A 22,165-nucleotide genomic window follows, 5' to 3' on the forward strand; every position below is an offset into this window, starting at 1 on the left:
TCGGTAGCCGTCGAGGGTCGCGACGACCGTCGACGAGACAGTTTTCCGCCAAAACGCAACAGGCTCTCCAGCGACAACAACTCTTCCGGATCATGCGAAAAGCGCGCGGGCCGAGGCGGTGCGGGTTGTCGGCCGCGGGTGGGACACGAAGGCCCGCCTCGGCCTGGGGAGGCCGGGCGGGCCATTCTCGATCCGGGACCGGTCCGACAACGGTCCCGGCGACCGCCGGCTCCCGGGCGACGGCCCGGAACGGCGGAGGTGCGGTGCTGAGGTGGCAGCCGATGGGGCTGGTGGCCGGGGAGTGGGTCAGATGCGGCGGACGACGGTGACGACCCTGCCGAGGATGGTGGCGTGGTCGCCGGCGATGGGGTCGAAGGCCGGGTTCTGCGGCATGAGCCAGACGTGGCCGTCGCGGTTGCGGTAGGTCTTGACGGTGGCTTCGCCGTCGATCATGGCCGCGACGATGTCGCCGTTGTTGGCGTTGGGTTGCTGGCGGACGACGACCCAGTCGCCGTCGCAGATGGCGGCCTCGATCATGGAGGAGCCCTTGACCTGGAGCATGAAGAGGGTGCCCTCGCCGACGAGCTCGCGGGGGAGGGGGAAGACGTCCTCGACGGCCTGCTCGGCGAGGATCGGGCCACCGGCGGCGATGCGGCCCAGGACGGGCACATACGCGGGGGCGGGGCGGGCGGCGCGCTCGGCCTCCTCGTCGACGGAGACGAGCTCGCTCGGGGGGCGGACGTCGACGGCGCGGGGCCGGTTGGGGTCGCGGCGCAGGTAGCCCTTCCGCTCCAGCTCCTTGAGCTGATAGGCGACGCTGGAGGGGGAGACCAGGCCGACGGCCTCGCCGATCTCGCGGACGCTCGGCGGATAGCCGTTGCGCTCCACGGCGCTGCGGATGAACTCGAGGATGCGCCGCTGGCGGACGGTCAGGTCGGCGGCGAACAGGTCGGGGAAGGCGCTGACCACCGCGGTGACCGCGCGCATCTCCGGCTCGCCTCCGCGGCGGCGGGTGCCGGCCCGGCGGCTGGTGCCGCTGCCGATCGCGGTGACCTCGGCGGAATCGTCGGTGCGGTCGTCGGCTGACACGTCGTCCTCCCTCTTGTTGGCACCAGCGGTGGGAAGGCCGCTGGTGCGGACGGGCCGTTGGGGCGGCCCGCCACCTCGTCCGTCACCGGATGTGACGGCACCGGCTGTCGCAAATTTCGGGTATCCCGATCAATCGTCTCGATCGTGTGTGGATCACCGTATCGCCGAGGTGTGACAGTTTCAAACATCTGTACTACGTGGCGCGCCGATTTTTCGGCGTGTTGCTGGACTCGGGTCTTCCCGCTCTGGTAGACCATCGTACGTCCGTTCGATCGAACGGCTGTACGGAATCGAGGGCTGAGATGCGACGACACCCGCGAAACCCACCCGTCCGGCTCACCCGCAGGGGGCGCGTCATGCTCTTCTGCCTGCTGCTCGCCGTCGTGGGCGGGATCTTCACGTTCGTCGCGGTGCCGGGGCAGGCGGCGGACCCGCCGGGGTCGGCGCCGGTCGTCGTCGTGCAGCCGGGCGACACGCTGTGGGACATCGCGACCCGGCACTCGGGGGCCCGTGGGCGTGACGCGACGATGGAGGAGATCCGCCGTCTCAACCACTTGGACGGCTACAGTGTCGACGCCGGGCAGCGGCTTGCCCTGCCACGGCAACGCTGATCAGGGCAAACGAACATCACACCAACACCAGATGATGTGGCGCGTGACACGCGTGGGGTGGAATTCGCGGATCAACTTGCGTCCGCGTATGCGTCGGCATAGCGTCTACCCCTAGATGTAGTAGTTACGGGGTTGTAAGTCGTCCACAGGTTGTGGATTCGGCAATCACCCTTACCAACGGTGACAACCAGCGGAGGCCAGGATCAATGGCCGCCCGTTGGGCGTTCGCGTGCGTTTTATCCGGACATATCCGACGTAGACTGGAAGGCCACCGCATGCGCTGCCCGTACTGCCGCCACGCCGACTCTCGGGTGGTCGACTCCCGGGAGGCCGAGGACGGCCAGATCATCCGCCGGCGTCGGTCCTGTCCCGAATGCAGCCGCAGGTTCACCACCGTTGAGGAAGCCGTCCTCGCCGTCGTCAAGCGCAGCGGCGTGACGGAGCCGTTCAGCCGCACCAAGATCATTGCGGGGGTCCGCAAGGCGTGCCAGGGCCGCCCGGTCGACGAGGACGCGATCGCCGTGCTCGCGCAGAAGGTCGAGGAGACCGTCCGCGCCCGCGGCGCCGCCGAGCTGCCGAGCCACGAGGTCGGCCTGGCCATCCTCGCGCCGCTGCGGGAGCTCGACGAGGTGGCCTACCTCCGCTTCGCGAGCGTCTACCGATCGTTCGACTCGCTGCAGGACTTCGAGCGCGAGATCGCGTCGCTGCGGGCCGCGTCGAACCGGCCGGCCAGCGCCACGCAGCATCAGGCAGCACCGTCACAGGGGGAGCGCGCCGCCGAACCGGTCGGCTGAGCGCAGGTCGTACAAACGCCGAAAACGACAACACAAAAGTGAAGACACTGAGGGGGCCGCGGATGGCGGGGGAGACGAAGACCAAGGCAGCGTCGCGCAAAGAGGCACAGGGCCTGCGCGTCGAGCGGGTGTGGACGACCGAGGGGGTCCACCCCTACGACGAGGTGACGTGGGAGCGTCGCGACATCGTCATGACCAACTGGCGTGACGGCTCGATCAACTTCGAGCAGCGCGGCGTCGAGTACCCGGACTCCTGGTCCGTGAACGCGGCGAACATCGTCACCACCAAGTACTTCCGCGGCGCGGTCGGCACCGACGCCCGCGAGTGGTCGCTCAAGCAGCTGATCGACCGCGTCGTGACCGTCTACCGCCGGGCCGGCGAGGACAACGGATACTTCGCCACGCCCGGCGACGCCGAGGTGTTCGCCCACGAGCTGACGTGGATGCTGCTGCACCAGGTGTTCAGCTTCAACTCGCCCGTCTGGTTCAACGTCGGCACCCAGTCGCCGCAGCAGGTCAGCGCCTGTTTCATCCTCGCCGTCGACGACTCGATGGACAGCATCCTCGACTGGTACAAGGAAGAGGGGCTGATCTTCAAGGGCGGCTCGGGCTCGGGCGTCAACCTGTCCCGCATCCGCTCCTCGAAGGAGCTGCTCAGCAGCGGCGGCACCGCCAGCGGCCCGGTCAGCTTCATGCGCGGCGCCGACGCGTCCGCCGGGACGATCAAGAGCGGCGGCGCGACCCGCCGCGCGGCCAAGATGGTGATCCTGGACGTCGACCACCCCGACGTCGAGGAGTTCATCGAGACCAAGGCCCGCGAAGAGGACAAGATCCGCGCGCTGCGCGACGCCGGCTTCGACATGGACCTCGGCGGCAAGGACATCGTCAGCGTCCAGTACCAGAACGCCAACAACTCGATCCGGGTCTCCGCCGAGTTCATGCGGTCCATCGAGGACGACGCCGAGTTCGCGCTGCGCTCCCGCCTCGACGGCAGCGTCGTGTCGACCGTCAAGGGCCGCGAGCTGTTCCGCAAGCTCGCCCTGGCCGCGTGGGAGTGCGCCGACCCCGGCATCCAGTACGACGACACGATCAACGAGTGGCACACCTGCCCGGAGACCGGGCGGATCACCGCGTCCAACCCGTGCAGCGAGTACATGCACCTGGACAACTCCAGCTGCAACCTCGCGTCGCTCAACCTGATGAAGTACCTCAACGCCGACGGCACGTTCGCGGTGGAGAAGTTCGTGCAGTCGGTCGAGTTCGTCATCACCGCGATGGACATCTCGATCTGCTTCGCCGACTTCCCGACCGAGAAGATCGGCGACACCACCCGCGCGTACCGGCAGCTCGGCATCGGCTACGCCAACCTCGGCGCCCTGCTCATGGCGAGTGGCCTCGCGTACGACTCCGAGGGTGGCCGCGCGGTCGCCGCGACGATCAGCAGCCTCATGTCCGGCACCGCGTACCGCCGTTCGGCCGAGCTCGCCGGCATCGTCGGCGCGTACGACGGCTACGCCCGCAACGCCGTGCCGCACCAGCGGGTCATGCGCCAGCACGCCACCGCCAACGACGCGATCAGCACTGTCGGCGGCGTCGACGTCGCGATCAAGACCGCGGCGACGGCGGAATGGGCCCGGGGCAACGAGATCGGCGCCAGGAACGGCTGGCGCAACTCGCAGGCCAGCGTCCTCGCCCCGACCGGCACCATCGGCCTGATGATGGACTGCGACACGACCGGCGTCGAGCCGGACCTGGCCCTGGTCAAGTTCAAGAAGCTCGTCGGCGGCGGCTCGATGCAGATCGTCAACCAGACCGTCCCGCGCGCCCTGCGCAACCTGGGGTACCAGGAGGAGCAGGTCGAGGCGATCATCGAGCACATCTCCGAGCACGGCCACGTGGTGGACGCTCCCGGGCTGCGCGCCGAGCACTACAGCGTGTTCGACTGCGCCATGGGCGAGCGCACCATCGCCCCGATGGGCCACGTCCGGATGATGTCGGCGATCCAGCCCTTCATCTCCGGCGCCATCTCCAAGACGGTCAACATGCCGGAGGCGGCCACCGTCGAGGACGTCGAGGAGATCTACTTCCAGGGCTGGAAGCTCGGCCTCAAGGCCCTGGCCATCTACCGCGACAACTGCAAGGTCGGCCAGCCGCTGTCCGCGGTGTCCTCGTCCTCCGCGAAGAAGTCGGCCGAGGCCGTCGAGCCCGTGGTCCAGGAGATCGTGAAGACCGAGAAAGTCATCGAGTACCGCCCGGTCCGCAAGCGGCTGCCGAAGAAGCGGCCGAGCACGACCGTGTCGTTCTCCGTCGCCGGCGCCGAGGGGTACCTGACCGCGTCGTCGTACCCGGACGACGGCCTCGGCGAGGTCTTCCTCAAGATGTCGAAGCAGGGCTCCACCCTGGCCGGCGTCATGGACGCCTTCTCCGTGGCGATCTCCATCGGCCTGCAGTACGGCGTGCCGCTGGAGACCTACGTCAGCAAGTTCGTCAACATGCGCTTCGAGCCGGCCGGCATGACCGACGACCCGGACATCCGCCTGGCGTCGTCCGTCATGGACTACATCTTCCGGCGCCTCGCCCTGGACTTCCTGGACTTCGACACCCGGTCGGAGCTGGGGGTCCTCACGTCCGCGGAGCGGGCCGCCCAGCTGCGTGCCGAGGCCGGCGAGCCCGACGTCGACCTGACCGAGATGCGCAACTCCGCCCCGGTGGAGACGGCCACGAAGCCGGCGGCGAAGCCGGTCGAGGTCGCCGCGCCGCGCAAGGTCGGCTCGTCGACCGAGCTGCTCGAACTGGTCCAGGGCAAGGCCGCCGACGCGCCGCTGTGCTTCACCTGCGGCACGAAGATGCGCCCCGCCGGCAGCTGCTACGTCTGCGAGGGCTGCGGCTCCACCAGCGGCTGCAGCTGAATCCGGGCAGTTGCTCCATGTCTCCTGCTACACCTTCGTGACCTGGAGACGATGGTGACAAACCCCTGACGCGGCAATACGAAGAGTGCCTCCCGCTGAATTCCGGCGGGAGGCACTCCCCGTTCGATGAGCGCACGACCACGCCGCGGGTCGGCAGGGGTGTGGCGTCGGCCTGACCGGCGGCAGTAGGCAGCCTCATCGGGCGTCAGGCGCGGAGGATCTCGATCCTCGCGGTGGGGTGGCGGTGGCGGAGGGACTCGGCACGGGAGTGGGCGTCGTCGGAGAGGACGAGCAGGCGCATCGGGCCGGGCATTCTCGCGACCACGGCGTCGAGGCGGTCCGGGGAGTTGATCGGGCCGACGTGGTAGGTGGCGGCGGCCATCTCGCCCGAGGTGCGGTGCAGGGTCGAGATGAAGAGGGTCAGCCGGTACGAGTCGTAGCCGGGGTCGTCGCCGATGACGACGGTCGGGGGGCCGGGCGGGAGGGCGAGGGCGGCTCTGGCGTAGAGGAGCTGGTCCGGGCCCGCTCCGGCCAGCCAGGTGGAACCGGTGTCGAGGTGCTCGCGCTGGTCGCCGGCGCGTTCGCCGCCGATGAGGGCGACGATCGCCATGAGGACCGACGCGGTCCGCAGGTGGGACGGGGTCAGCCGGTGGCGGGGCAGGTGCAGGGCGAGGGCGCCGGTGCCCGCCAGGAGCAGTGCCAGGACGAGGAACAGGGCCTTGTTGGCGTAATACCCGCTGCCGGAGCCGAAGAGCCGCTGCACGGCCAGCATGCCGACGGCGAAGCCGGCCACGGGGACGAAGATCAGGGCGTACGAGCGCCAGATCCGGCTCTTGCGGCCGCGCCTGGTCAGCATGCCCGACGCGACGAGGCAGAGCAGCACGACGAGGCCCTCGCGGCCGACCTTCAGGGAGCCGACGCTGAGCAGCGCGCCCGCCTGGCCGGCGACGAGGACGCCGATGGCCAGGGGCACGGCGCTGGTGACGGCGATGGCGAGCGCGAGGGCGGGGATCGCACGGGCGCGGTGCCGCCGGCGTTCCCGCATCAGCCACAGGATCGCGGCGAGGCCGACCGGCGGCAGGTACAGGTAGTACGTGAACCCGACGGCCGCCAGGAGGGACGCGACGAGCAGCAGCTGCTGGCGCCGGCGGGGCACCGGCCGGACGAGGACGGTGAGGAGCATGAGCGCCTCGGCGAGGCCCAGGACCTGGCTCGGGTAGCCGAACCGGACGAGGTCCAGCAGCTCGCCGAACGCGCACAGCCCCGCGATCCCGAACGCGACGACCGCGGTGCGCGCCGGGGTGAGGCCGCCCGCGCCGATCCACTGCGCCGCCCAGACGAGGGTGGCGGCGAGCAGCAGGTAGCCGGCCGCGACGAACGCCAGGTAGTGCTCGAACATGCCGGCGCCGGTGCCCTGGGCCGCGGCGGAGGACCTGACGAATCCGTCGAGCAGCGCGGCCGTCATGTGCTCGCCCTGCGGGTAGGACACCATGCCCTCGTAGATGAGGGTCTTTCCTTCGTCCGGGCGCTGGAAGATGTACCCACCCACGCGGCGGATCGCGTCGAACAGCGCCGCGTGCCGGGCGAGGTCCTCGCCGTCCATGACGAGCGCGAGCCGTCCGGCGCGGCCGCCGCGCAGCAGCGGCCAGGCGACCACGGTGCCGACGGCGGCGACCGCGAGCAGGGCGATCCCGTCGGTGATGCGGGGGCGCGGCAGCCGGGGCCGGCGCCCGGTCCGCGCGGCGGCGACGATCAGGGCGGTGGCGCCCGCGCCGCCGGCGGTCACCGGGTGCAGGCCCCACGGCCAGACGGCGAACGCGAGCGCGACGAGGCAGGTGAGCCCGAGCAGCAGGCCGGTGGCGAGCATCAGCCGGTCGAGGACGGTCCTGCCGCCCCGCAGGAGCGCGGCGGTGGCGACCAGGAGCAGCGGCGGCACGAGGTACGCGACCCCGGCGAGGTACAGCAGGGCGATGACCAGCCACGCGGCCGCGACCAGGGCGGCGGTGACCAGTTGCTCGGGTGGGGCGTCCGCCTTCGCGGCGTTCGTCGTCGAGGTGTCCGTCTTCAGGGTGTCCGTCTTGGGGGGCGCGGATACTGACACAACTCACTTAACGACGAAGTCGGTCATCTGGTCGTTTGTCAGGATGTGTTGGTTGACCGGTACTCGCCCCGCGCGAACGCTCTCGGGTTCCTGCGGTTGTGTCTCGCCCTCGCGGTCCTGGCCGGCCACTCCTGGCCGCTGGGTGCGGGACGGGCGACGCCGGGGCTGGGGTTGTCCCGCGGTCAGGCGGACGTCGGAGCCCTGGCGGTGGACGGGTTCTTCGTCCTGTCCGGGTTCCTCGTCACGGCCAGCGCGGCGCGGCTGGGCGCGGTCCGCTTCGCGTGGCACCGCTGCCTGCGGATCTTCCCCGGCCTCTGGGCCTGCCTGCTGCTCACCGCCGCCTTCGCCGGATTCTTCACGACATTTCATGAGGCGTTCTCGTTCGCCTGGAACAACGCGCTCGGGCAGCCCCACCGGTGGGGCATCGGCACGCTGTTCAGCGACACCCCCTACGGCAGGCTGACCGGCGGCGGGTCCGTCGTCAACGGTTCGCTGTGGAGCCTGTCGTTCGAGCTCTGCTGGTACGGGGTGTTCACGGCGCTCACCGCCTGCGGCGTGATCCGCCGCTCACCGCGCCTGATCCTGCTGCTCACCGCCGGCGCGTACACGGTCCTGCTCAGCGACTTCCTCCACCAGTTGCGGCAGACCGCCCGCACCGTCCCGCAGCCCCGCGGCGCCTTCGGCCCGATCCCTTTCTTCGGCGCACTCGACACCCAGACCCTCGTCTACCTCGGTTTCCTGTTTCTTCTGGGTGCGTCGGCTCAGCTGTACCGACACCGGATCCCGGCGAACGGGATCCTCGCGCTGACCGCTGTCGTGGTGCTGCTGACCACGCTGCGGTTCGGCGCCTTCCACGTGCTCGGCTACCCGGCGTTCGCCTACCTGCTGCTGTGGCTGGCCTGTTCCCTGCCGCCGTGGACGCACCGGATCGGCCGGACCCACGACTACTCGTACGGCATCTACATCTACGCGTTCCCGGCCCAGCAGACCCTCGCCACCCTCGGCGTGCACCACTGGGGGCCGCCTGCGTACATCGCCGTGTCCGCGCTGGTCACGACGGCGCTTGCCGCCGCGTCGTGGCACCTCGTGGAGCGGCCCGTCCTGACCTTCAAACACTGGACTCCGCCGTTCGTCCCGGCGTCCCTCACCTCGCGACACGAAACCGCTGACCGCGCGGGCTCCGTCGACGCGCACACGTCCGCGCGTGTCTGAGCGGACATCCGGGGATCGCGACGCGTTCGGAAGCGGTGTACCGGCGTCTTCGACCCCGGCCGGGCGCCCGGCCGGGGTGTGGCGACGCCTGGCCGGGCGAGTGGCACGGGCACCCGACCGGCCGGCGGCGTCTACTTCGTGGCCTTGCGCAGAGCCTTCAGCTCGGCGTGCGCGGACCTGGCCGCGGCGCGGACCGGCTGGACCTGGGCGCGCAGCGCGTCGCCGTCGCGGGACGGGGAGACGGCCAGAAGGGCGTCGACCTTGCCCTTGAGGCCGGCCTCGATCGTGTCCAGCTTGGCGGTGTCGGCGCCCGGCCGGCCGCGCAACTCGGTGATGACGGCGAGCTCGGTGTCGATGGCGGCGGTGAGGCGGACCTTCGGACCGGTGAGGACGAAGACGCGGTAGTCGAACACCATCGACTGGGCGTCGTCCTTCACGGCGGCGGCGGTCGTCTCGCCCTGGACCTTCGTCTTCAGGGTGGTCAGGCCGGCGCGCTGGTCGCTGATGAGCTTCGCGAGCTTGTCCCGGTGCGCGGGCTGGACCTGCTTCGCGGCGGCCAGGGTCGTCTCGAACTTCTTCAGCGCGTCGAGCCGCTTGTCGATCCGGGTGACGACCGCGTTCTTGGCGGTGTCCAGAGGCCGCGCGGACGGCTCGGCCGAGGCGGTGCCCGGGACGAGCACGGCGGTGAGGAGCAGGGTCAGGGCGATCAGGGTGCGCTTCACGGTGTCGGTCCCTCTCAGTCTTCGTCGTCGGCGGGCTGGGCGTCACCGGACAGCTGCGCGTCGACCTGATCGAGCAGCTCGTCCACGGAACCGGAGCCGGCGCCGGTCGCGGACGACGGCACAGGACCAGCGGACGACGGCACAGGACCGGTGGACGACGGCACGGCGACGGCGGACGGGGTGGAAACAGCGGCACGGCCGCGGTCGCGGCGGTCCTGACGGGAGCAGCCGCCGGCGAACAGCAGCCCGATCGCGAGCGCGACGGCGATGGTTCGTCTCATGGCGGACATGGTGCGTCCCGCGGGTAAGCGCACCCCGCGGGACAACGTAAGGATCAGGTCAGGACTGGTCAGGACTGGTCAGGAGGCGACCGCCGCCACCACCTCGACCTCCAGCAGCGCCCCGTCGCGGAAGAGCTTCGACACCTCGACGGTGGTGCTGGTCGGCGGGGCGCCGGTGAAGACGGTGCGGCGGACCTGGCCGTACATCGGCAGCATCGACATGTCGGTGAGGAACGTCCGGATGTTGACCACGTCGCCGAACGCCGCGCCGTGCGCCGCCAGGAGCGCGCCGATCAGCTCGAAGACGCGGGTGGCCTGGGCGGCCATGTCACCGGCGCCGACGAGCTCGCCGTCGTCGGACAACGCGATCTGCCCGGACAGGAACAGCAGCGCCCCGGTGCCGACGTCGACGCGGGCGACCTGCGAATACGCGCCGACGGGCGCCGCCACGCCGGCGGGGTTGTCGATGACGAGCATCAGGTTCCTCCCAGAACGATCGAAGTGAGATCCGCCTCCGGATCCGCGGCGGCGAGCCGCAGCCCGGCGGCAACGGCCACCGGCAGGTCGCGACCGGTGACACCGAGTGCCAGGTCCTTGGCCGCCAGCCGGACCGGGAAATACGCGACCTGCCCGCTGGACAGGCGCGCGACCGCGTTGCCCAGCGGCCCCGCGCGCAGCGCCTCGAGCGCGTCCGCGCGGGGCACCCCGACCGCGTCCGCGACCCGCAGCACGTCGGCCAGGGACGCGAGCGCGGTCACCAGCGCGGTGTTGAGCACCACCTTCATCGCCGCCCCGCTGCCCGGCGGGCCGCACCGCAGGACCTCCCCGAGCGTGGCGAGGACCGGCGCGACCCGGTCGACGGCGGCCGGTGTACCACCGGCGAAGATCCGCAACGTGCCACCCTCGGCGGCCCCGGTGCTCCCGGCGACCGGGGCGTCGACCAGGTCCACGCCCGCGGGCAGCGCGCCGGCGAGGTCGCGGACCGCGTCGGGCCCGATCGTCGACATGTCGACCAGCGTCGCGGTGCCCGGAATGTCCGCTCCGGCGGCGACGGACAGGACGGCCGGCCCGTCGGTGAGCATCGTGATGACGAGGTCGGCGGAGCGGACGGCCTCCCGCGCGCTCCCCGCCATGATGACCCCCTCGACCTGACGTGGGGTGCGGCTCCAGCCCGCGACGGCGAACCCGTGCGCCGCCAGCCGCCGGGCGATCGGCGCCCCCATGTGCCCGAGCCCGAGCACGGCGATCTTCTGCATGCCGTCGACCGTAGGCCCGGCGCTGCGATGCCACCAACGAATGTCTGGCATCGCTGCCATGCGCTGTGCGAATGTCGAGGTCATGCAGACGGAGATGCTGGACGTGTTCCGGGAGGTCGCCCGGCAGCGGTCGATCACCGGAGCCGCCACGACCCTGCGCTACACCCAGTCGGCCGTGTCCCGCCAGATCGCCGCCCTGGAGCTGGCGGTCGGCGCGCGCCTGTTCGACCGGCTGCCCCGCGGCGTCGCCCTCACCGAGGAGGGCCGCTGCCTGCTCGAGCACGCGACCGCGATCCTCGACCGGCTCGCCCTCGCCCGCCGCGACGTCGCCGCCGTCCACGCCGGCACCGCCGGCCGGCTGCGCGTGGGCGCGTTCGCGACCGCCGACGCCGCGCTCGTCCCGCGCGCCCTGGCCCGCTTCCGCGCCACCCGACCCGGCGTCCGCCTCTCGCTCATCGAGGGCGTCACCGGCCGCCTCCTCGCCGCGCTCCTCGCCGGCGACGCCGACGTGGTCCTCGTGACGACCAGCGCCGACCGCCCGTTCGACGACCCGCGCTTCCGCGTCCACCACGTCCTCGACGAGCCCGTCCTCCTCGCCGTGCCACAGGACCACCGTTTGGCGTCAGCGTCGCCGGTACGGCTGGCGGCCCTCACGGACGAGGCGTGGATCGCGGGCTCGGCGTCACCGGAGGAGACCCTGCTGGGGCCGAGCGTGCGCCTCGGCTTCCGCCCCCGCATCGACTTCGTCGCCGCCGAGTGGACCGCGAAGCTCGGCTTCGTCGCCGCCGGCCTCGGCGTCACCCTCGTGCCGGCCCTGGCCGCCCGCACCGCCCCCGCCGACGTCCGCCTCCTGCCCCTCGACCCGCGGGAGGTCCCACCCCGCACGGTCCTCGCCGCGACCCTCCCCGGCCGCACCCTGCCCCCACCGGTCGCCGACTTCCTGACCATCGTCCGCGACCTCGCCCAGGGCGGGTCCTCGCCGACCGGCGCGAACTCGGTCAGAGGCTGCTGAGGTCGATGAGTTTCGCGAGGTCGACGAGTTTCGGCAGGATCTCGGACGCCTTTTCGTCGCCGGTGCCGGCGGGGAGGCGGACCGTCAGCTGGATGATGCGCTTGTTGCCGGCCAGCCAGCCGATCTCGGCGCCGGGGCCGGTGTCGTCGGTGGCGGGGAGCGGGCGCTGGTACGCGGCGGCGCCGAGGCCCTCGATCGAGCCGGCGCCCTTGGGCTGGACGGCCGCGGTGTAGATGTCCGCGCTGATCGTGGTGGCGCTGACCGACAGGATCAGGTCGGGCGCGGCGGACCTGAGCGGCTGCAGCACGCAGGTGAACGTGTTCTCCTGCGCCGCGGCCGCGGCGACACCCAGGTCGAGGCCGAGCTTCGCGTTGACGACCGGGAAGTCGAGCAGCTGGCACGCGCCCCCCGCGGCGGCGGCCGGGGCGGCCGACGGGGTGGCGGCAGCCGGGCTCGCGCCCGCGTCGTCGCAGCCCGTGAGCAGGATCAGCACCGTCAGCGCGGTGACCACCGTTCGCACGCGCGCACCCTACCGCCTGCCGCCGGCTATGAGGGCAGGCGGTCGACGATGTACCTGGCGATCTCGAGCGAGCTGGTCGCGGCCGGTGACGGGGCGTTGAGCACGTGGACCTGCCTGCCTTCGGCGACGATGAGGAAGTCGTCGACGAGCGCCCCGTCCGGGGTGATGGCCTGTGCTCGTACACCTGCCGATGCCGGAACCAGGTCGGCGGCGGTCACCGCGGGCACCAGGCGGGCCAGGCTGTCGGCGAAGCGCTTCTTGGACAGGGAGCGGCGGACCTCGGTGAGGCCGTACCGCAGGTGCCGGCGGGCCAGCTGCCACATGCCGGGGTAGGCGATCGTGTCGGCGACGTCGCCGGGGCGGATCCGCGACCACGAGTAGCCCTCGCGGGCGGTGGCGAGGACCGCGTTGGGGCCGGCGTGGACGCTGCCGTCGACCATGCGCGTCAGGTGCACGCCGAGGAACGGGAACTGCGGGTCCGGGACCGGGTAGATCAGCCCGTTGACCAGGTGCCGCCGGTCGGGGCGCAGCTCGAAGTATTCGCCGCGGAACGGGATGATCCGGGCGGGCGGCCTGATCCCGGCCATCTTCGCGACCCGGTCGGCGTGCAGGCCGGCGCAGTTGACGAGGACGTCGGCGAAGATGTCGCCGACTCCCGTGTGCACGACCGTCTCGCCGTGCAGGGTCGAGATGCCGGTCACGCGCGCGCCGAGGCGCAGGGTCGCGCCCGCCTTCTCCAGCAGCGTCGCGAGGGTCACGCAGACGGCGCCGAAGTCGGCGATGCCCGTCGAGGCGACGTGGATGCCCTGCACGCAGGCGACCTCGGGCTCGAACTCGCGGGCCTCGGCGGCGTCGACCAGCCGGGCCGGCAGCCCGTTGGCGACGGCCCGGTCGTGCAGGCTGCGCAGCCGCGGCAGCTCGGCGGCGTCCGTCGCCACGATCAGCTTGCCGGTGACCTTGTGCGGGATGTCGTGCTCCCGGCAGAAGTCCACCATGGAGGCGCTGCCGGCCTTGCACAGCGTCGCCTTGAGGCTGCCGGGTTTGTAGTAGACGCCCGCGTGGATGACGCCGGAGTTGTGCCCCGTCTGATGCGCCCCCCAGGTCTGTTCCTTCTCCACGACCGTGACCTCGGCGTGGGGATGTTCGAGGGTGATCCGGTGCGCCGTCGCCAGGCCGACGATGCCACCACCGATGACCACGTACCGCACGCTGCCTCCTTGTGCTCCAACTGTCGCATCGTAGCCGTGCTAGCGTTCCCGTCCGTGGGTCAGCCTGTCGTCGAAGCGGCACCGGCCAGGCCGTGGCGGGCCCGACTGATCACCGCCGTCCGGGTCCTCGCCGCCGCCGGCATCGTCTACTTCATCGTCGCCACCACCGTCGACCAGTGGTCCGCGGTCCAGGCGACGTTCCGTGCCCTGTCGTGGCCGTCGCTGATCGTCTCGCTGCTCGCCGCCGTCGTCTCACTATGGACGACGATGATGGCGTGGCGGGCGATGGTCGGCAGCATCGACCATCCGCTGCGGGTCCGGGACGCCGCTCCGATCATGCTCGTCGGCTCGCTCGGCAAGTATCTGCCGGGCTCCGTGTGGGCGTATGTCGTGCAGATGGAGCTCGGCCGCCGCGCCGGCGTGTCCCGGTCGAAGGTCTTCATCGGCTCCGTCCTCGTCAGCGGCCTCGGCATCACGTCCGGCCTGATCCTGACCGCGCCGGGCTTCGGCACCGCCCTCGACGGCATCAAGGCCTCGGGGCACGAGGTGTTCGGCTCCCTCGCCGTGTGGGCGTCGATCATCCTGCTGCCGTTCGCCGTCGCCTGCTGCTACCCGCCGCTGCTCACCTGGATCGTCGGGCGGGCCATGCGGGTGCTGCGCCGCCCGCCGCTGGACCGTCCGATCACCTGGAAGCCGATCCTGGGAAGTGCCGCGTGGTGCGTCGCCGGGTATCTCGCCGCGGGCGTGCACGTGTGGTTCCTGGTCCGCTCGCACCTGCCCGGCCTGAGCGGCCTCGCCGGCAGCGTGTTCGCGATGGCCCTCGCCATGAGCATCAGCACGTTCGTCATCGTCGCGCCGTCCGGCCTCGGGGCGCGGGAGTTCCTGATGGCGCTCGCCCTGGCCGGCCTGGGCGTGCCGTGGGCGACGGCGTGGGCACTGACGCTCGTGTCGCGCCTGCTCTTCACCGTCGCCGATGTGGCCGCCGCGGGGGTCGCCGCCGCGGTGGGGCTGCGGCGGATCCGCCATTCACAGGGTTCGTGACAGGTACTGCTCCCAGGTGCCGGTGCCGCCGCCGGGTCCGGTGCCCGCACCGGCCCGCAGCGCGCGGAACATCTTCCCGGGCAGCCTGACCGGGACCAGGAGCCGTCGCTTCCCGGCCTTGCCGAGGTACGCCCGCCACAGGTCGCGGGCGCCGCGCCGCTCCGGCCCGGAGAAGTCGGCGGGCCGCGCCGGCAGGTCGCCCTCGACGATCTCCGCGAGCCGCACCGCCACGTCGTGCACCTCGACGGGCCGCAGGTCGAACGCCGGGTAGAACCCGACGAGCGGCAGCTTCGTCATCGCCTTCGCCAGGGTCAGCACCAGGTCGTGGAACTGGCTCGCCCGCAGGCTCGTCCCGCCGTACGCGGCGACCATCCCCTCGATGGTGACCTTGTCCCTGTAGTAGCCGAGCGGGATCCGGTCGACCCCGACGATCGACACGAACACCAGCTGCGGCTTGTGCTCCGCCGTTTCCAGGGCCTCGATCAGCTTCTCGGCGGCGGCGACGTCCCTGCGTCCGTCGGTGGCCGCGTGTACGACCACGTCGACCCCTCGGAGGGCCTCGGCGAGCCCTTCGCCGGTGGTCAGGTCGGCGTGCGCGTAGCCGGGTTTCGACCTGCTGAGCCCACGCACGTCGTGCCCGCGTTCCTTCAGGACGGCGACGAGGTCCCGCCCGAGCGTCCCGGTCGCACCGGTGACAAGCACTGTTCGCTGCATGGCCTACCTGACGGCTCAACCCGCCGAACGTGACACGGTGTGTCCCGCGTCTCAGCCCAGGTCAGGCACTTCACCGCCGAGCAGCAACGTCAGTGGTCGCGGTGGGATGCGCAGCACGGCCGTCATGGTGTCCGACGCTACATGCGGCCATATGCTCATGCAAGCTCAGGTGCGGGCGTCGTACTGCTCGCGGGCGGCGGCGACGTCGGTGCGGTGGCGTTCCGCCCAGGTGGTGATGGCGAGCAGGGCGGCGTGCAGCTCGGCGGCCATCGGGGTGAGGGTGTATTCGACCCGTGGCGGGACCGTCGGGTAGACGGTCCGCACGAGCATCCCGTCACGCTCCAGGTTGCGCAGCGTGAGGGTCAGCATGCGGCGGCTGATGCCGCTGATGGCCCGCTCCAGCTCGGTGAACCGGATCGGGCCGTCGGCGGCGGCCACCAGGATGCACACGCTCCACTTGCCGGCGACCCGGTCCACGAGGTCCTGGACGGTGCAGCCGGGATGCATCAGTGCGCTGCTACGAACACCCGCGACGCGACCTCGCGCGGCAGGCGGATGCGCTCGCCGGCCCGGTCGATGCTGACGCCGTCACGCTCCTGGGCGACGGTGACCGTGGCGCCCGGGTCGATGCCGGCGGTGTGGAGCTGGCGCAGCACGTCGGCGTCGGTCTGGACGCTCTCGCAGATCCGGCTCACCACGACCGCGCCGGCGAGGCCGGGGAAGGCGAGGTTGCGCTCGGGGTCGGACGGGTCCTTGGGCGTGGCGCTGCCCTCGAGGCCCTCCAGTCCCGGGATCGGGTTGCCATACGGCGAACGGGTCGGGCGGCCGAGCAGCTCATAGACCCGCTGCTCGACGGCGTCGCTCATGACGTGCTCCCAGCGGCACGCCTCTTCGTGCGCCTCCTCATACGGCAGGCCGATCACGTTGACCAGCAGCAGCTCGGCGAGGCGGTGCTTGCGCATGACGGCGACCGCGTGGACGCGGCCCTCGTCGGTCAGTGCGAGGTGGCGGTCGCCCTCGACGATCAGCAGCCCGTCGCGCTCCATGCGGGCGACGGTCTGGCTGACGGTGGGTCCGCTCTGGTGGAGCCGCTCGGCGATGCGGGCGCGCTTGGGGACGACGCCCTCCTCCTCGAGCTCCAGGATCGTCTTCAAGTACATCTCGGTGGTGTCGACCAGGTCGTTCACTGCCTTGCCCTCCCGGTACGCGATGGTACTCGTCGCGTACGTCAAGATTGGAACGTGACAGCCAACCAAGCGATCTTGGACGGTGCCGTCGTCGCCGAGCTGGTTTGGGAAGCGGGGGTCTCCGCTTCGCTCAATCCTACCGGCGCGCGCAGGGTCCCTGCGCACACTGCAAACGAGGGGGCGGTCACGTGAACACGCTGGTCATGTGGGATGACGCATTGCTGCGGTACGACATGGGCGAGCACCCCCTGGACCCGGTCAGGGTGGAGCTGACCATGGCGCTCGCCCGTGACCTGGGCGTCCTCGACCGGGACGGGGTCACGCTGCGGGCCCCTGAGCAGGCGGGCGACGACGTCCTGGGCACCGTGCACGACCCCGACTACATCGCCGTGGTCAGGGCCGCGTCGACCGGCCGGCGGCTGAACATCATGGGCCTCGGCACGTCGGACAACCCGACGTTCGCCGGCATGCACGACGCCAGCGCCCTGATCGCGGGCGCCTCCCGCGCCGCCGCCGAGGCGGTCTGGCTCGGCGAGGCCGACCGGGCGGTCAACGTCGCCGGTGGGCTGCACCACGCGATGCCCGCCCGCGCCGCCGGCTTCTGCGTCTACAACGACCCCGCGGTCGCGATCGCCCGGGTGCTGGAGCTCGGCGCCGAACGCGTCGCGTACGTCGACATCGACGTCCACCACGGCGACGGCGTGCAGGAGATCTTCTACGACGACCCGCGGGTCCTGACCGTGAGCCTGCACGAGTCGCCGCGGTCGCTGTTCCCCGGGACCGGTTTCCCCGAGGAGACCGGCGGGCCGGGAGCGGAGGGTTCGGCCGTCAACGTCGCGCTTCCGGCCGGCACCGACGACGCCGGCTGGCTGCGCGCCTTCCACGCCGTCGTGCCGGGGGTGCTGCGCGCGTTCCGGCCGCAGCTGCTGTTCACGCAGTGCGGCGCCGACACATACCGGCACGACCCCCTGGCGAACCTGCGGCTGACGGTGGACGGGCAGCGGGCCGCGTACCTCGCGCTGCGCGACCTCGCGACCGAGGTGGCCGGCGGCAAATGGGTCGCCAGCGGCGGCGGGGGATACGCGCTCGTCGAATGCGTCCCGCGGGCCTGGACGCACCTCCTGGCCATCGTCACCGGCGAGGCGCTCGACCCGGCGACCGTGACCCCCGGGTCGTGGCGGTCCCTCGCGGCGAGGAGACGCCCCGGCCACCCGGTGCCCGCGTCGATGACCGACGGGGGATCGGGACAGTGGTCGCCGTGGGTGCCGGGCCAGACCCGGGACGCCGTCGACCGGGCCGTCATGGCGACCCGCGCGGCGACCTTTCCCTACTTCGGCCTGGACCCCCACGACCCGCGCGACTAGCCGCGGACCGCCGCTTCTTCGAGGCGGGTCAGGCGCAGCTTGATCCGGTCGAGCTCGGCCAGCATCGCCGACTCGGCCGCCGTCGACGTGCCGAACGAGGTGTCCGGCGACGGCGCGCCCCGCAGCGTCGACAGCTCGTCCTGCAACGCGGTCAGCGCCTGCGTCACCACGTCGAGGAACGCGTCGACCTCGTCCTCGTCGTAGCCGCGCTTGCCGAACGCCGCCTTCGTGAACCGGACGGCTTGCACGTCGGCCGGAGTCAGCATCATCCGGACACGGTACTAAACCGGACGGTGGGACCATGAAGGCGTGACCGAAACACCGGAGCGGGCCGCGGACGTCCTGCTCTCCGATGGCACGACCGTCCACTTGCGACCGATCCGCCCCGACGACGCGGACCGGATCGTCGCCCTGCACTCGCGGTTCTCCGAGCGGACCCGGTATCTGCGGTACTTCTCCGCGTACCCACGGATCCCCCAGCGCGACCTGGACCGGTTCGTCAACGTCGACCACCACGACCGGGAGGCGTTCGTCATCGAGCACGGCGGCGAGCTCATCGCCGTCGGCCGCTACGAGCGGCTCGGCGCCGGATCGCACCAGGCCGAGGTCGCGTTCGTCGTCGAGGACGCGCACCAGGGCCGCGGCATCGGCTCGGTCCTCATCGAACACCTCGTCGCCGCCGCGTCGCAGGAGGGCATCACCGAGTTCGAGGCCGACGTCCTGCCGGTCAACCAGCCGATGCTGCGCGTCTTCATGGCCGCCGGCTTCCGCATCGAGCGCAAGTTCTCCGACGGCGTCGTGCACCTGTGGTTCCCGATCGCCGCGACCCCCGACTCGATGCGCGTGCAGTGGTCCCGCGAGCAACACGCCGAGGCCCGCTCCATCGGCCGCCTGCTCAACCCGCGCGGCGTCGCCGTCTACGGCGCCCGGTCCGACGGCACCGGCATCGGCGCCGCCATCCTCGCCCACCTGAAGGCCGCCGGGTTCGCCGGCCCGCTCGTCCCCGTCCACCCGTCGGCGGCCACGGTCGGCGGGCTGCCGGCGGTGGCCGTCCTCGCCGGTCATCCGGCGCCCGTTGATCTGGCGGTGGTGGCGGTACCGGCGGAAGCGGTGCCCTCCGTGGTCGCGGACTGCGCGTCGGCGGGTGTCCACGGGCTCGTCGTCGTCTCCGCCGGTTTCGCCGAGTCCGGCCCGGCCGGCGCCGCGGCGCAGGCGGCGCTGCTGCGCGCGGTCCGCAGCCGCGGCATGCGCCTCGTCGGCCCCAACTGCCTCGGCATCGCCAACACCGACCCCGGCGTCGCGCTCAACGCGACCCTCGCGCCGCTGCTGCCGCGCGGCGGCAGGGTCGGCTTCTTCAGCCAGTCCGCCGCGCTCGGCACCGCCCTGCTCGCCGAGGCCGACCGCCGCGGCCTGGGCCTGTCGACCTTCGTGTCGGCCGGCAACCGCGCCGACGTGTCGGGCAACGACGCACTCCAGTACTGGCGCGACGACCCCCACACGGACGCGGTCCTGCTCTACCTGGAGACCTTCGGCAACCCCCGCAAGTTCGCCCGCATCGCCCGCGAACTGGCCCGGCGCAAACCGGTCGCGGCAGTCGCGAGCCCCGTCCGCCCGCCGGCGCTCGACGCCGTCACCACCGGCCCCGACGCCCGCGGCGTCGCCGCCCTCTTCGCCAGCTCCGGCGTCATCCGCGTCGACACCGTCGCCGAACTCTTCGACGTCGGCCTCCTCATCAGTGGCCGGCCCCTGCCGACCGGCGACCGTATCGCCGTCGTCACCAACGCCGCCGCGCTCGGCGTCCTGACCGTCGCGAAGGCCCCGGCCGCCGGGCTGCAGGTCGCCTCCGTCCGCGACCTCGGCCCCACGGTCAGCGACGAGGAGTTCGTCCAGGCCGTGCGGGTCGCGCTCGCGGACGACTCGGTCGACGCGGTCATCGCCGCCTACGCCCCCGCCCTGGCCGTGCCCGGCGAGTTCGGCGTCGCGGAGCTGCTGCGCACCTCCACGCTCGAGTCCAGCCGCCCCCTCGCGGTCGTCCTGCCCGCCGACCCGTCCTTCGCCTTCGCGCCCGCCTACCGTCCCGGCGACCCGGCCGCGCTGCCCACCTACCCGGCCGTCGAGGAGGCGGTGCGCGCCCTGGGCCGGGTCGCCCGCTACGCCGCCTGGCGCCGCTCCCCGGTCGGGACGGTGCCTTCCTTCCCACGCGCGCCTTTCACGGAAGACGTCGACGATCTCCTCGCCGCGTACGGCGTCCCGGTCGTCCCTTCCCGGCGGGCCTCCGGCGCTTCGGTGGTGGAGGTGGCCTCGTCGCTGGGCCTGCCCGTCGCGCTGAAGGTCGCCACGAAACCCTGGCGGCACCGCCTCGACCTGGGCGCCGTCCGCCTCAACCTGACCTCGCCTCCGCTGGTCGCCGAGGCGTACCAGGAGCTGGAACGCCTCTTCGGCCTCGGCGTGGAGGTCCTCGTCCAGCCGATGGTCGCCCCGGGCGTCGCCTGCGTGGTCGAGGTCGTGGACGACCCCGCCTTCGGTCCGGTGGTGGGCTTCGGCCTGGGCGGCGAGGCGGCGGACCTCCTCGGCGACCGCGCCTGGCGCCCGGCCCCGCTCACCGACCACGACGCGGCCGCCCTGGTCCGCGCTCCTCGGGCCGCTCCACTGCTGACCGGGTACCGCGGCTCCGCCCCGGTCGACCTGGACGCCCTGGCAGACCTCCTGCTCCGGATCGGCCGCCTGGTCGACGACCAACCCACACTGTCGTCACTGTCCCTGAACCCGATCCTCGCCCGCCCCGAAGGCCTCGCCGTCCTGCACGCCACCGCGACCTTCGCGTCCCCGATGCCTCGCCCGGACAGCGGCCCCCGCCGCCTCGTCTCGTCCTGACCGGCTGAGGGCGCGGCGCCCTCTTTCCCGTGATCCGGAAGACTTCGTGCTGCCAGGGGTGCACAAGGTCTACCGGATCATGGCGGAGGCCAGCCACGGGATGGGCGCGTACGCGCAATCCCAGTCACGCGGCACGCGGGCTGTGCGCCGCTTGCGGCGCATTGGGGGGCTCCGGGGGTGAGAATCCCCCCGGCGGGACCCGCGCGAAGCGTGGGGCAGCGAGCCATGGCCGAAGGCCAAAGGCGGGAAACAGCTCAGCTGGCGTAGGCCTCGAGGCGCTTGGCGCGGGAGGGGTGGCGGAGCTTGAGGAGGGTGACCTTCTCGATCTGCCGGATGCGCTCGCGGGACAGGCCGAACTCGCGGCCGACCTCGTCGAGGGTGCGCTGGCGGCCGTCGTCCAGGCCGAAACGGAGCCTGATCACGGCCTGCTCGCGCTGGGAGAGGGTCGACAGCACGATCTCCACCTCGGACTTCAGCATGCCCTGGGAGACGCTGTCGGCGGGCTCCTCGCGGGGGTCGATGCGGGCCACGAAGTCGCCGAGGGCGCTCTCGCCGTCCTCGCCGACGGCCTGGTCGAGGCTGACGGGCTCGCGGTCGTAGGAGATCAGCTCGATGACCTGGTACTCCTCGATGCCGAGCGCGGCGGCGACCTCGGCCACGACCGGCTCGCGGCCGAGGGTGGCGGCGAGGTCGCGGCGGACCCGGACCATGCGGTTGACCTGCTCGACCATGTGGACCGGGATGCGGATGGTGCGGGCCTGGTCGGCCATGGCGCGGGTGATGGCCTGGCGGATCCACCAGGTCGCGTAGGTGGAGAACTTGTAGCCCTTGGTGTAGTCGAACTTCTCCGCGGCGCGGATGAGGCCCAGGTTGCCCTCCTGGATGAGGTCGAGGAAGGCCATGCCGCGGCCGGTGTACCGCTTGGCGATGCTGACCACGAGCCGCAGGTTGGCCTCGAGGAGGTGCGCCTTCGCGGCGCGGCCCTCGCGGACGACGACCTCGTAGGTGGTCATCCAGGCGGGGTGGACGTTGCCCGCGGACAGCTTCTCCTCGGCGTAGAGCCCGGCCTCGATCCGCTTGGAGAGGTCGACCTCCTGCTCGGCGGTGAGCAGCTTGGTGCGTCCGATGGTGTTGAGGTATGCGCGAACGAGGTCCGCTGAGACGCCCGTGTTGTCGATCTGGGGCTCGTGCTGCTCGTCGGTCTCGACGTCGACTGCGTTGAACTCCGTGGTGTCACTCAGCGGCTGGGCCACTTCGCTCGCCTCCCGTG

The 22,165-nt window shown here is 71.9% G+C and carries 21 protein-coding genes; 8 read left to right on the forward strand and 13 right to left on the reverse strand.

The window, feature by feature from the left end; translation table 11 throughout:
* Positions 1–306: 306 nt before the first annotated feature.
* Positions 307–987: a transcriptional repressor LexA gene (gene lexA, locus ABZS58_RS32720; RefSeq protein WP_239135838.1), complete on the reverse strand. Its 681-nt coding sequence runs from the start codon at positions 985–987 to the stop codon at positions 307–309.
* 458 nt (positions 988–1,445) lie between these two features.
* Between lexA and ABZS58_RS32725 the strand changes: the two genes are divergently transcribed.
* From ABZS58_RS32725 to ABZS58_RS32735, 3 genes are all read left to right on the forward strand, one after another.
* Positions 1,446–1,700 (forward strand): LysM peptidoglycan-binding domain-containing protein, encoded by a 255-nt coding sequence (locus tag ABZS58_RS32725; protein ID WP_354787106.1) that lies wholly within the window; start codon positions 1,446–1,448, stop codon positions 1,698–1,700.
* A gap of 275 nt (positions 1,701–1,975) precedes the next feature.
* Positions 1,976–2,494 (forward strand): transcriptional regulator NrdR, encoded by a 519-nt coding sequence (gene nrdR, locus ABZS58_RS32730; RefSeq protein ID WP_354787107.1) that lies wholly within the window; start codon positions 1,976–1,978, stop codon positions 2,492–2,494.
* A 62-nt stretch (positions 2,495–2,556) separates the two neighbouring features.
* Positions 2,557–5,403 (forward strand): vitamin B12-dependent ribonucleotide reductase, encoded by a 2,847-nt coding sequence (locus tag ABZS58_RS32735; protein ID WP_354787142.1) that lies wholly within the window; start codon positions 2,557–2,559, stop codon positions 5,401–5,403.
* Between the two features lie 205 nt (positions 5,404–5,608).
* Here the strand turns inward: ABZS58_RS32735 and ABZS58_RS32740 are convergent, their stop codons facing one another.
* Positions 5,609–7,504 carry a hypothetical protein gene (locus ABZS58_RS32740; protein WP_354787108.1) on the reverse strand — a complete coding sequence of 632 codons (1,896 nt, stop codon included), beginning with the start codon at positions 7,502–7,504 and terminating at the stop codon, positions 5,609–5,611.
* A gap of 45 nt (positions 7,505–7,549) precedes the next feature.
* Between ABZS58_RS32740 and ABZS58_RS32745 the strand changes: the two genes are divergently transcribed.
* Entirely contained in the window at positions 7,550–8,716 is a 1,167-nt protein-coding gene (locus ABZS58_RS32745; RefSeq protein ID WP_354787109.1) for an acyltransferase, read from the forward strand.
* 131 nt (positions 8,717–8,847) lie between these two features.
* Here ABZS58_RS32745 and ABZS58_RS32750 read toward each other — a convergent pair whose 3' ends face one another.
* The 4 genes from ABZS58_RS32750 to ABZS58_RS32765 form a co-directional block, all read right to left on the reverse strand.
* On the reverse strand, positions 8,848–9,438 hold the full coding sequence (locus ABZS58_RS32750) for a hypothetical protein (RefSeq protein WP_354787110.1): 591 nt from the start codon (positions 9,436–9,438) through the stop codon (positions 8,848–8,850).
* A 14-nt stretch (positions 9,439–9,452) separates the two neighbouring features.
* On the reverse strand, positions 9,453–9,719 hold the full coding sequence (locus ABZS58_RS32755) for a hypothetical protein (RefSeq protein ID WP_354787111.1): 267 nt from the start codon (positions 9,717–9,719) through the stop codon (positions 9,453–9,455).
* A 78-nt stretch (positions 9,720–9,797) separates the two neighbouring features.
* Positions 9,798–10,196, reverse strand: a complete 399-nt coding sequence (locus ABZS58_RS32760) for a RidA family protein (RefSeq protein WP_354787112.1) — start codon at positions 10,194–10,196, stop codon at positions 9,798–9,800.
* A complete protein-coding gene (locus ABZS58_RS32765) occupies positions 10,196–11,059 on the reverse strand; it encodes an NAD(P)-dependent oxidoreductase (protein WP_354787113.1) in 864 nt (287 codons plus the stop codon). Before ABZS58_RS32765 ends, ABZS58_RS32760 begins: the two co-directional genes overlap by 1 nt.
* Between ABZS58_RS32765 and ABZS58_RS32770 the strand changes: the two genes are divergently transcribed.
* Positions 11,034–11,987, forward strand: a complete 954-nt coding sequence (locus ABZS58_RS32770; protein WP_354787114.1) for a LysR substrate-binding domain-containing protein — start codon at positions 11,034–11,036, stop codon at positions 11,985–11,987. The two genes, ABZS58_RS32765 and ABZS58_RS32770, sit on opposite strands and share 26 nt — an antisense overlap.
* Here ABZS58_RS32770 and ABZS58_RS32775 read toward each other — a convergent pair.
* Positions 11,974–12,507, reverse strand: a complete 534-nt coding sequence (locus ABZS58_RS32775) for a hypothetical protein (protein WP_354787115.1) — start codon at positions 12,505–12,507, stop codon at positions 11,974–11,976. The genes ABZS58_RS32770 and ABZS58_RS32775 overlap by 14 nt on opposite strands.
* Before the next feature lie 26 nt (positions 12,508–12,533).
* Entirely contained in the window at positions 12,534–13,715 is a 1,182-nt protein-coding gene (lhgO, locus tag ABZS58_RS32780) for an L-2-hydroxyglutarate oxidase (protein WP_354787116.1), read from the reverse strand.
* Between the two features lie 54 nt (positions 13,716–13,769).
* Here lhgO and ABZS58_RS32785 point away from each other — a divergent pair, with 54 nt between their 5' ends.
* Entirely contained in the window at positions 13,770–14,756 is a 987-nt protein-coding gene (locus ABZS58_RS32785; protein WP_354787117.1) for a lysylphosphatidylglycerol synthase transmembrane domain-containing protein, read from the forward strand.
* On the opposite strand, the gene ABZS58_RS32790 is transcribed toward ABZS58_RS32785, so the two are convergent.
* The 3 genes from ABZS58_RS32790 to ABZS58_RS32800 form a co-directional block, all read right to left on the reverse strand.
* On the reverse strand, positions 14,742–15,458 hold the full coding sequence (locus ABZS58_RS32790) for an NAD(P)H-binding protein (RefSeq protein ID WP_354787118.1): 717 nt from the start codon (positions 15,456–15,458) through the stop codon (positions 14,742–14,744). The two genes, ABZS58_RS32785 and ABZS58_RS32790, sit on opposite strands and share 15 nt — an antisense overlap.
* Positions 15,459–15,635: 177 nt before the next feature.
* Complete coding sequence (locus tag ABZS58_RS32795; protein WP_354787119.1) at positions 15,636–15,977, reverse strand: helix-turn-helix domain-containing protein; 342 nt, start codon at positions 15,975–15,977, stop codon at positions 15,636–15,638.
* Positions 15,977–16,657 carry a metal-dependent transcriptional regulator gene (locus ABZS58_RS32800; protein WP_354787143.1) on the reverse strand — a complete coding sequence of 227 codons (681 nt, stop codon included), beginning with the start codon at positions 16,655–16,657 and terminating at the stop codon, positions 15,977–15,979. The genes ABZS58_RS32795 and ABZS58_RS32800 overlap by 1 nt, the downstream gene beginning before the upstream one ends.
* A gap of 203 nt (positions 16,658–16,860) precedes the next feature.
* Here ABZS58_RS32800 and ABZS58_RS32805 point away from each other — a divergent pair, with 203 nt between their 5' ends.
* On the forward strand, positions 16,861–18,021 hold the full coding sequence (locus tag ABZS58_RS32805) for an acetoin utilization protein AcuC (protein ID WP_354787144.1): 1,161 nt from the start codon (positions 16,861–16,863) through the stop codon (positions 18,019–18,021).
* On the opposite strand, the gene ABZS58_RS32810 is transcribed toward ABZS58_RS32805, so the two are convergent.
* Positions 18,018–18,290, reverse strand: a complete 273-nt coding sequence (locus ABZS58_RS32810; RefSeq protein ID WP_354787120.1) for a DivIVA domain-containing protein — start codon at positions 18,288–18,290, stop codon at positions 18,018–18,020. The genes ABZS58_RS32805 and ABZS58_RS32810 overlap by 4 nt on opposite strands.
* A 40-nt stretch (positions 18,291–18,330) precedes the next feature.
* On the opposite strand from ABZS58_RS32810, the gene ABZS58_RS32815 reads away from it, so the two are divergent.
* Positions 18,331–20,895, forward strand: coding sequence for a GNAT family N-acetyltransferase (locus ABZS58_RS32815; protein WP_354787121.1), 2,565 nt, complete (start codon positions 18,331–18,333; stop codon positions 20,893–20,895).
* Positions 20,896–21,149: 254 nt separating this feature from the next.
* Here ABZS58_RS32815 and sigB read toward each other — a convergent pair whose 3' ends face one another.
* Positions 21,150–22,148 (reverse strand): RNA polymerase sigma factor SigB, encoded by a 999-nt coding sequence (gene sigB, locus ABZS58_RS32820; protein ID WP_354787122.1) that lies wholly within the window; start codon positions 22,146–22,148, stop codon positions 21,150–21,152.
* Positions 22,149–22,165: the final 17 nt, after the last annotated feature.

Source organism: Dactylosporangium sp. NPDC005555, from assembly GCF_040605635.1.
Classification (GTDB): domain Bacteria; phylum Actinomycetota; class Actinomycetes; order Mycobacteriales; family Micromonosporaceae; genus Dactylosporangium.

Coding starts and splice junctions, on each gene's coding strand:
- lexA (WP_239135838.1), bottom strand. CDS start 987: ATGCGCGCGGTCACCGCGGTGGTCAGCGCCTTCCCCGACCTGTTCGCC.
- ABZS58_RS32725 (WP_354787106.1), top strand. CDS start 1,446: ATGCTCTTCTGCCTGCTGCTCGCCGTCGTGGGCGGGATCTTCACGTTC.
- nrdR (WP_354787107.1), top strand. CDS start 1,976: ATGCGCTGCCCGTACTGCCGCCACGCCGACTCTCGGGTGGTCGACTCC.
- ABZS58_RS32735 (WP_354787142.1), top strand. CDS start 2,557: ATGGCGGGGGAGACGAAGACCAAGGCAGCGTCGCGCAAAGAGGCACAG.
- ABZS58_RS32755 (WP_354787111.1), bottom strand. CDS start 9,719: ATGAGACGAACCATCGCCGTCGCGCTCGCGATCGGGCTGCTGTTCGCC.
- ABZS58_RS32760 (WP_354787112.1), bottom strand. CDS start 10,196: ATGCTCGTCATCGACAACCCCGCCGGCGTGGCGGCGCCCGTCGGCGCG.
- ABZS58_RS32770 (WP_354787114.1), top strand. CDS start 11,034: ATGCGCTGTGCGAATGTCGAGGTCATGCAGACGGAGATGCTGGACGTG.
- ABZS58_RS32765 (WP_354787113.1), bottom strand. CDS start 11,059: ATGACCTCGACATTCGCACAGCGCATGGCAGCGATGCCAGACATTCGT.
- ABZS58_RS32795 (WP_354787119.1), bottom strand. CDS start 15,977: ATGCATCCCGGCTGCACCGTCCAGGACCTCGTGGACCGGGTCGCCGGC.
- ABZS58_RS32805 (WP_354787144.1), top strand. CDS start 16,861: ATGTGGGATGACGCATTGCTGCGGTACGACATGGGCGAGCACCCCCTG.
- ABZS58_RS32810 (WP_354787120.1), bottom strand. CDS start 18,290: ATGATGCTGACTCCGGCCGACGTGCAAGCCGTCCGGTTCACGAAGGCG.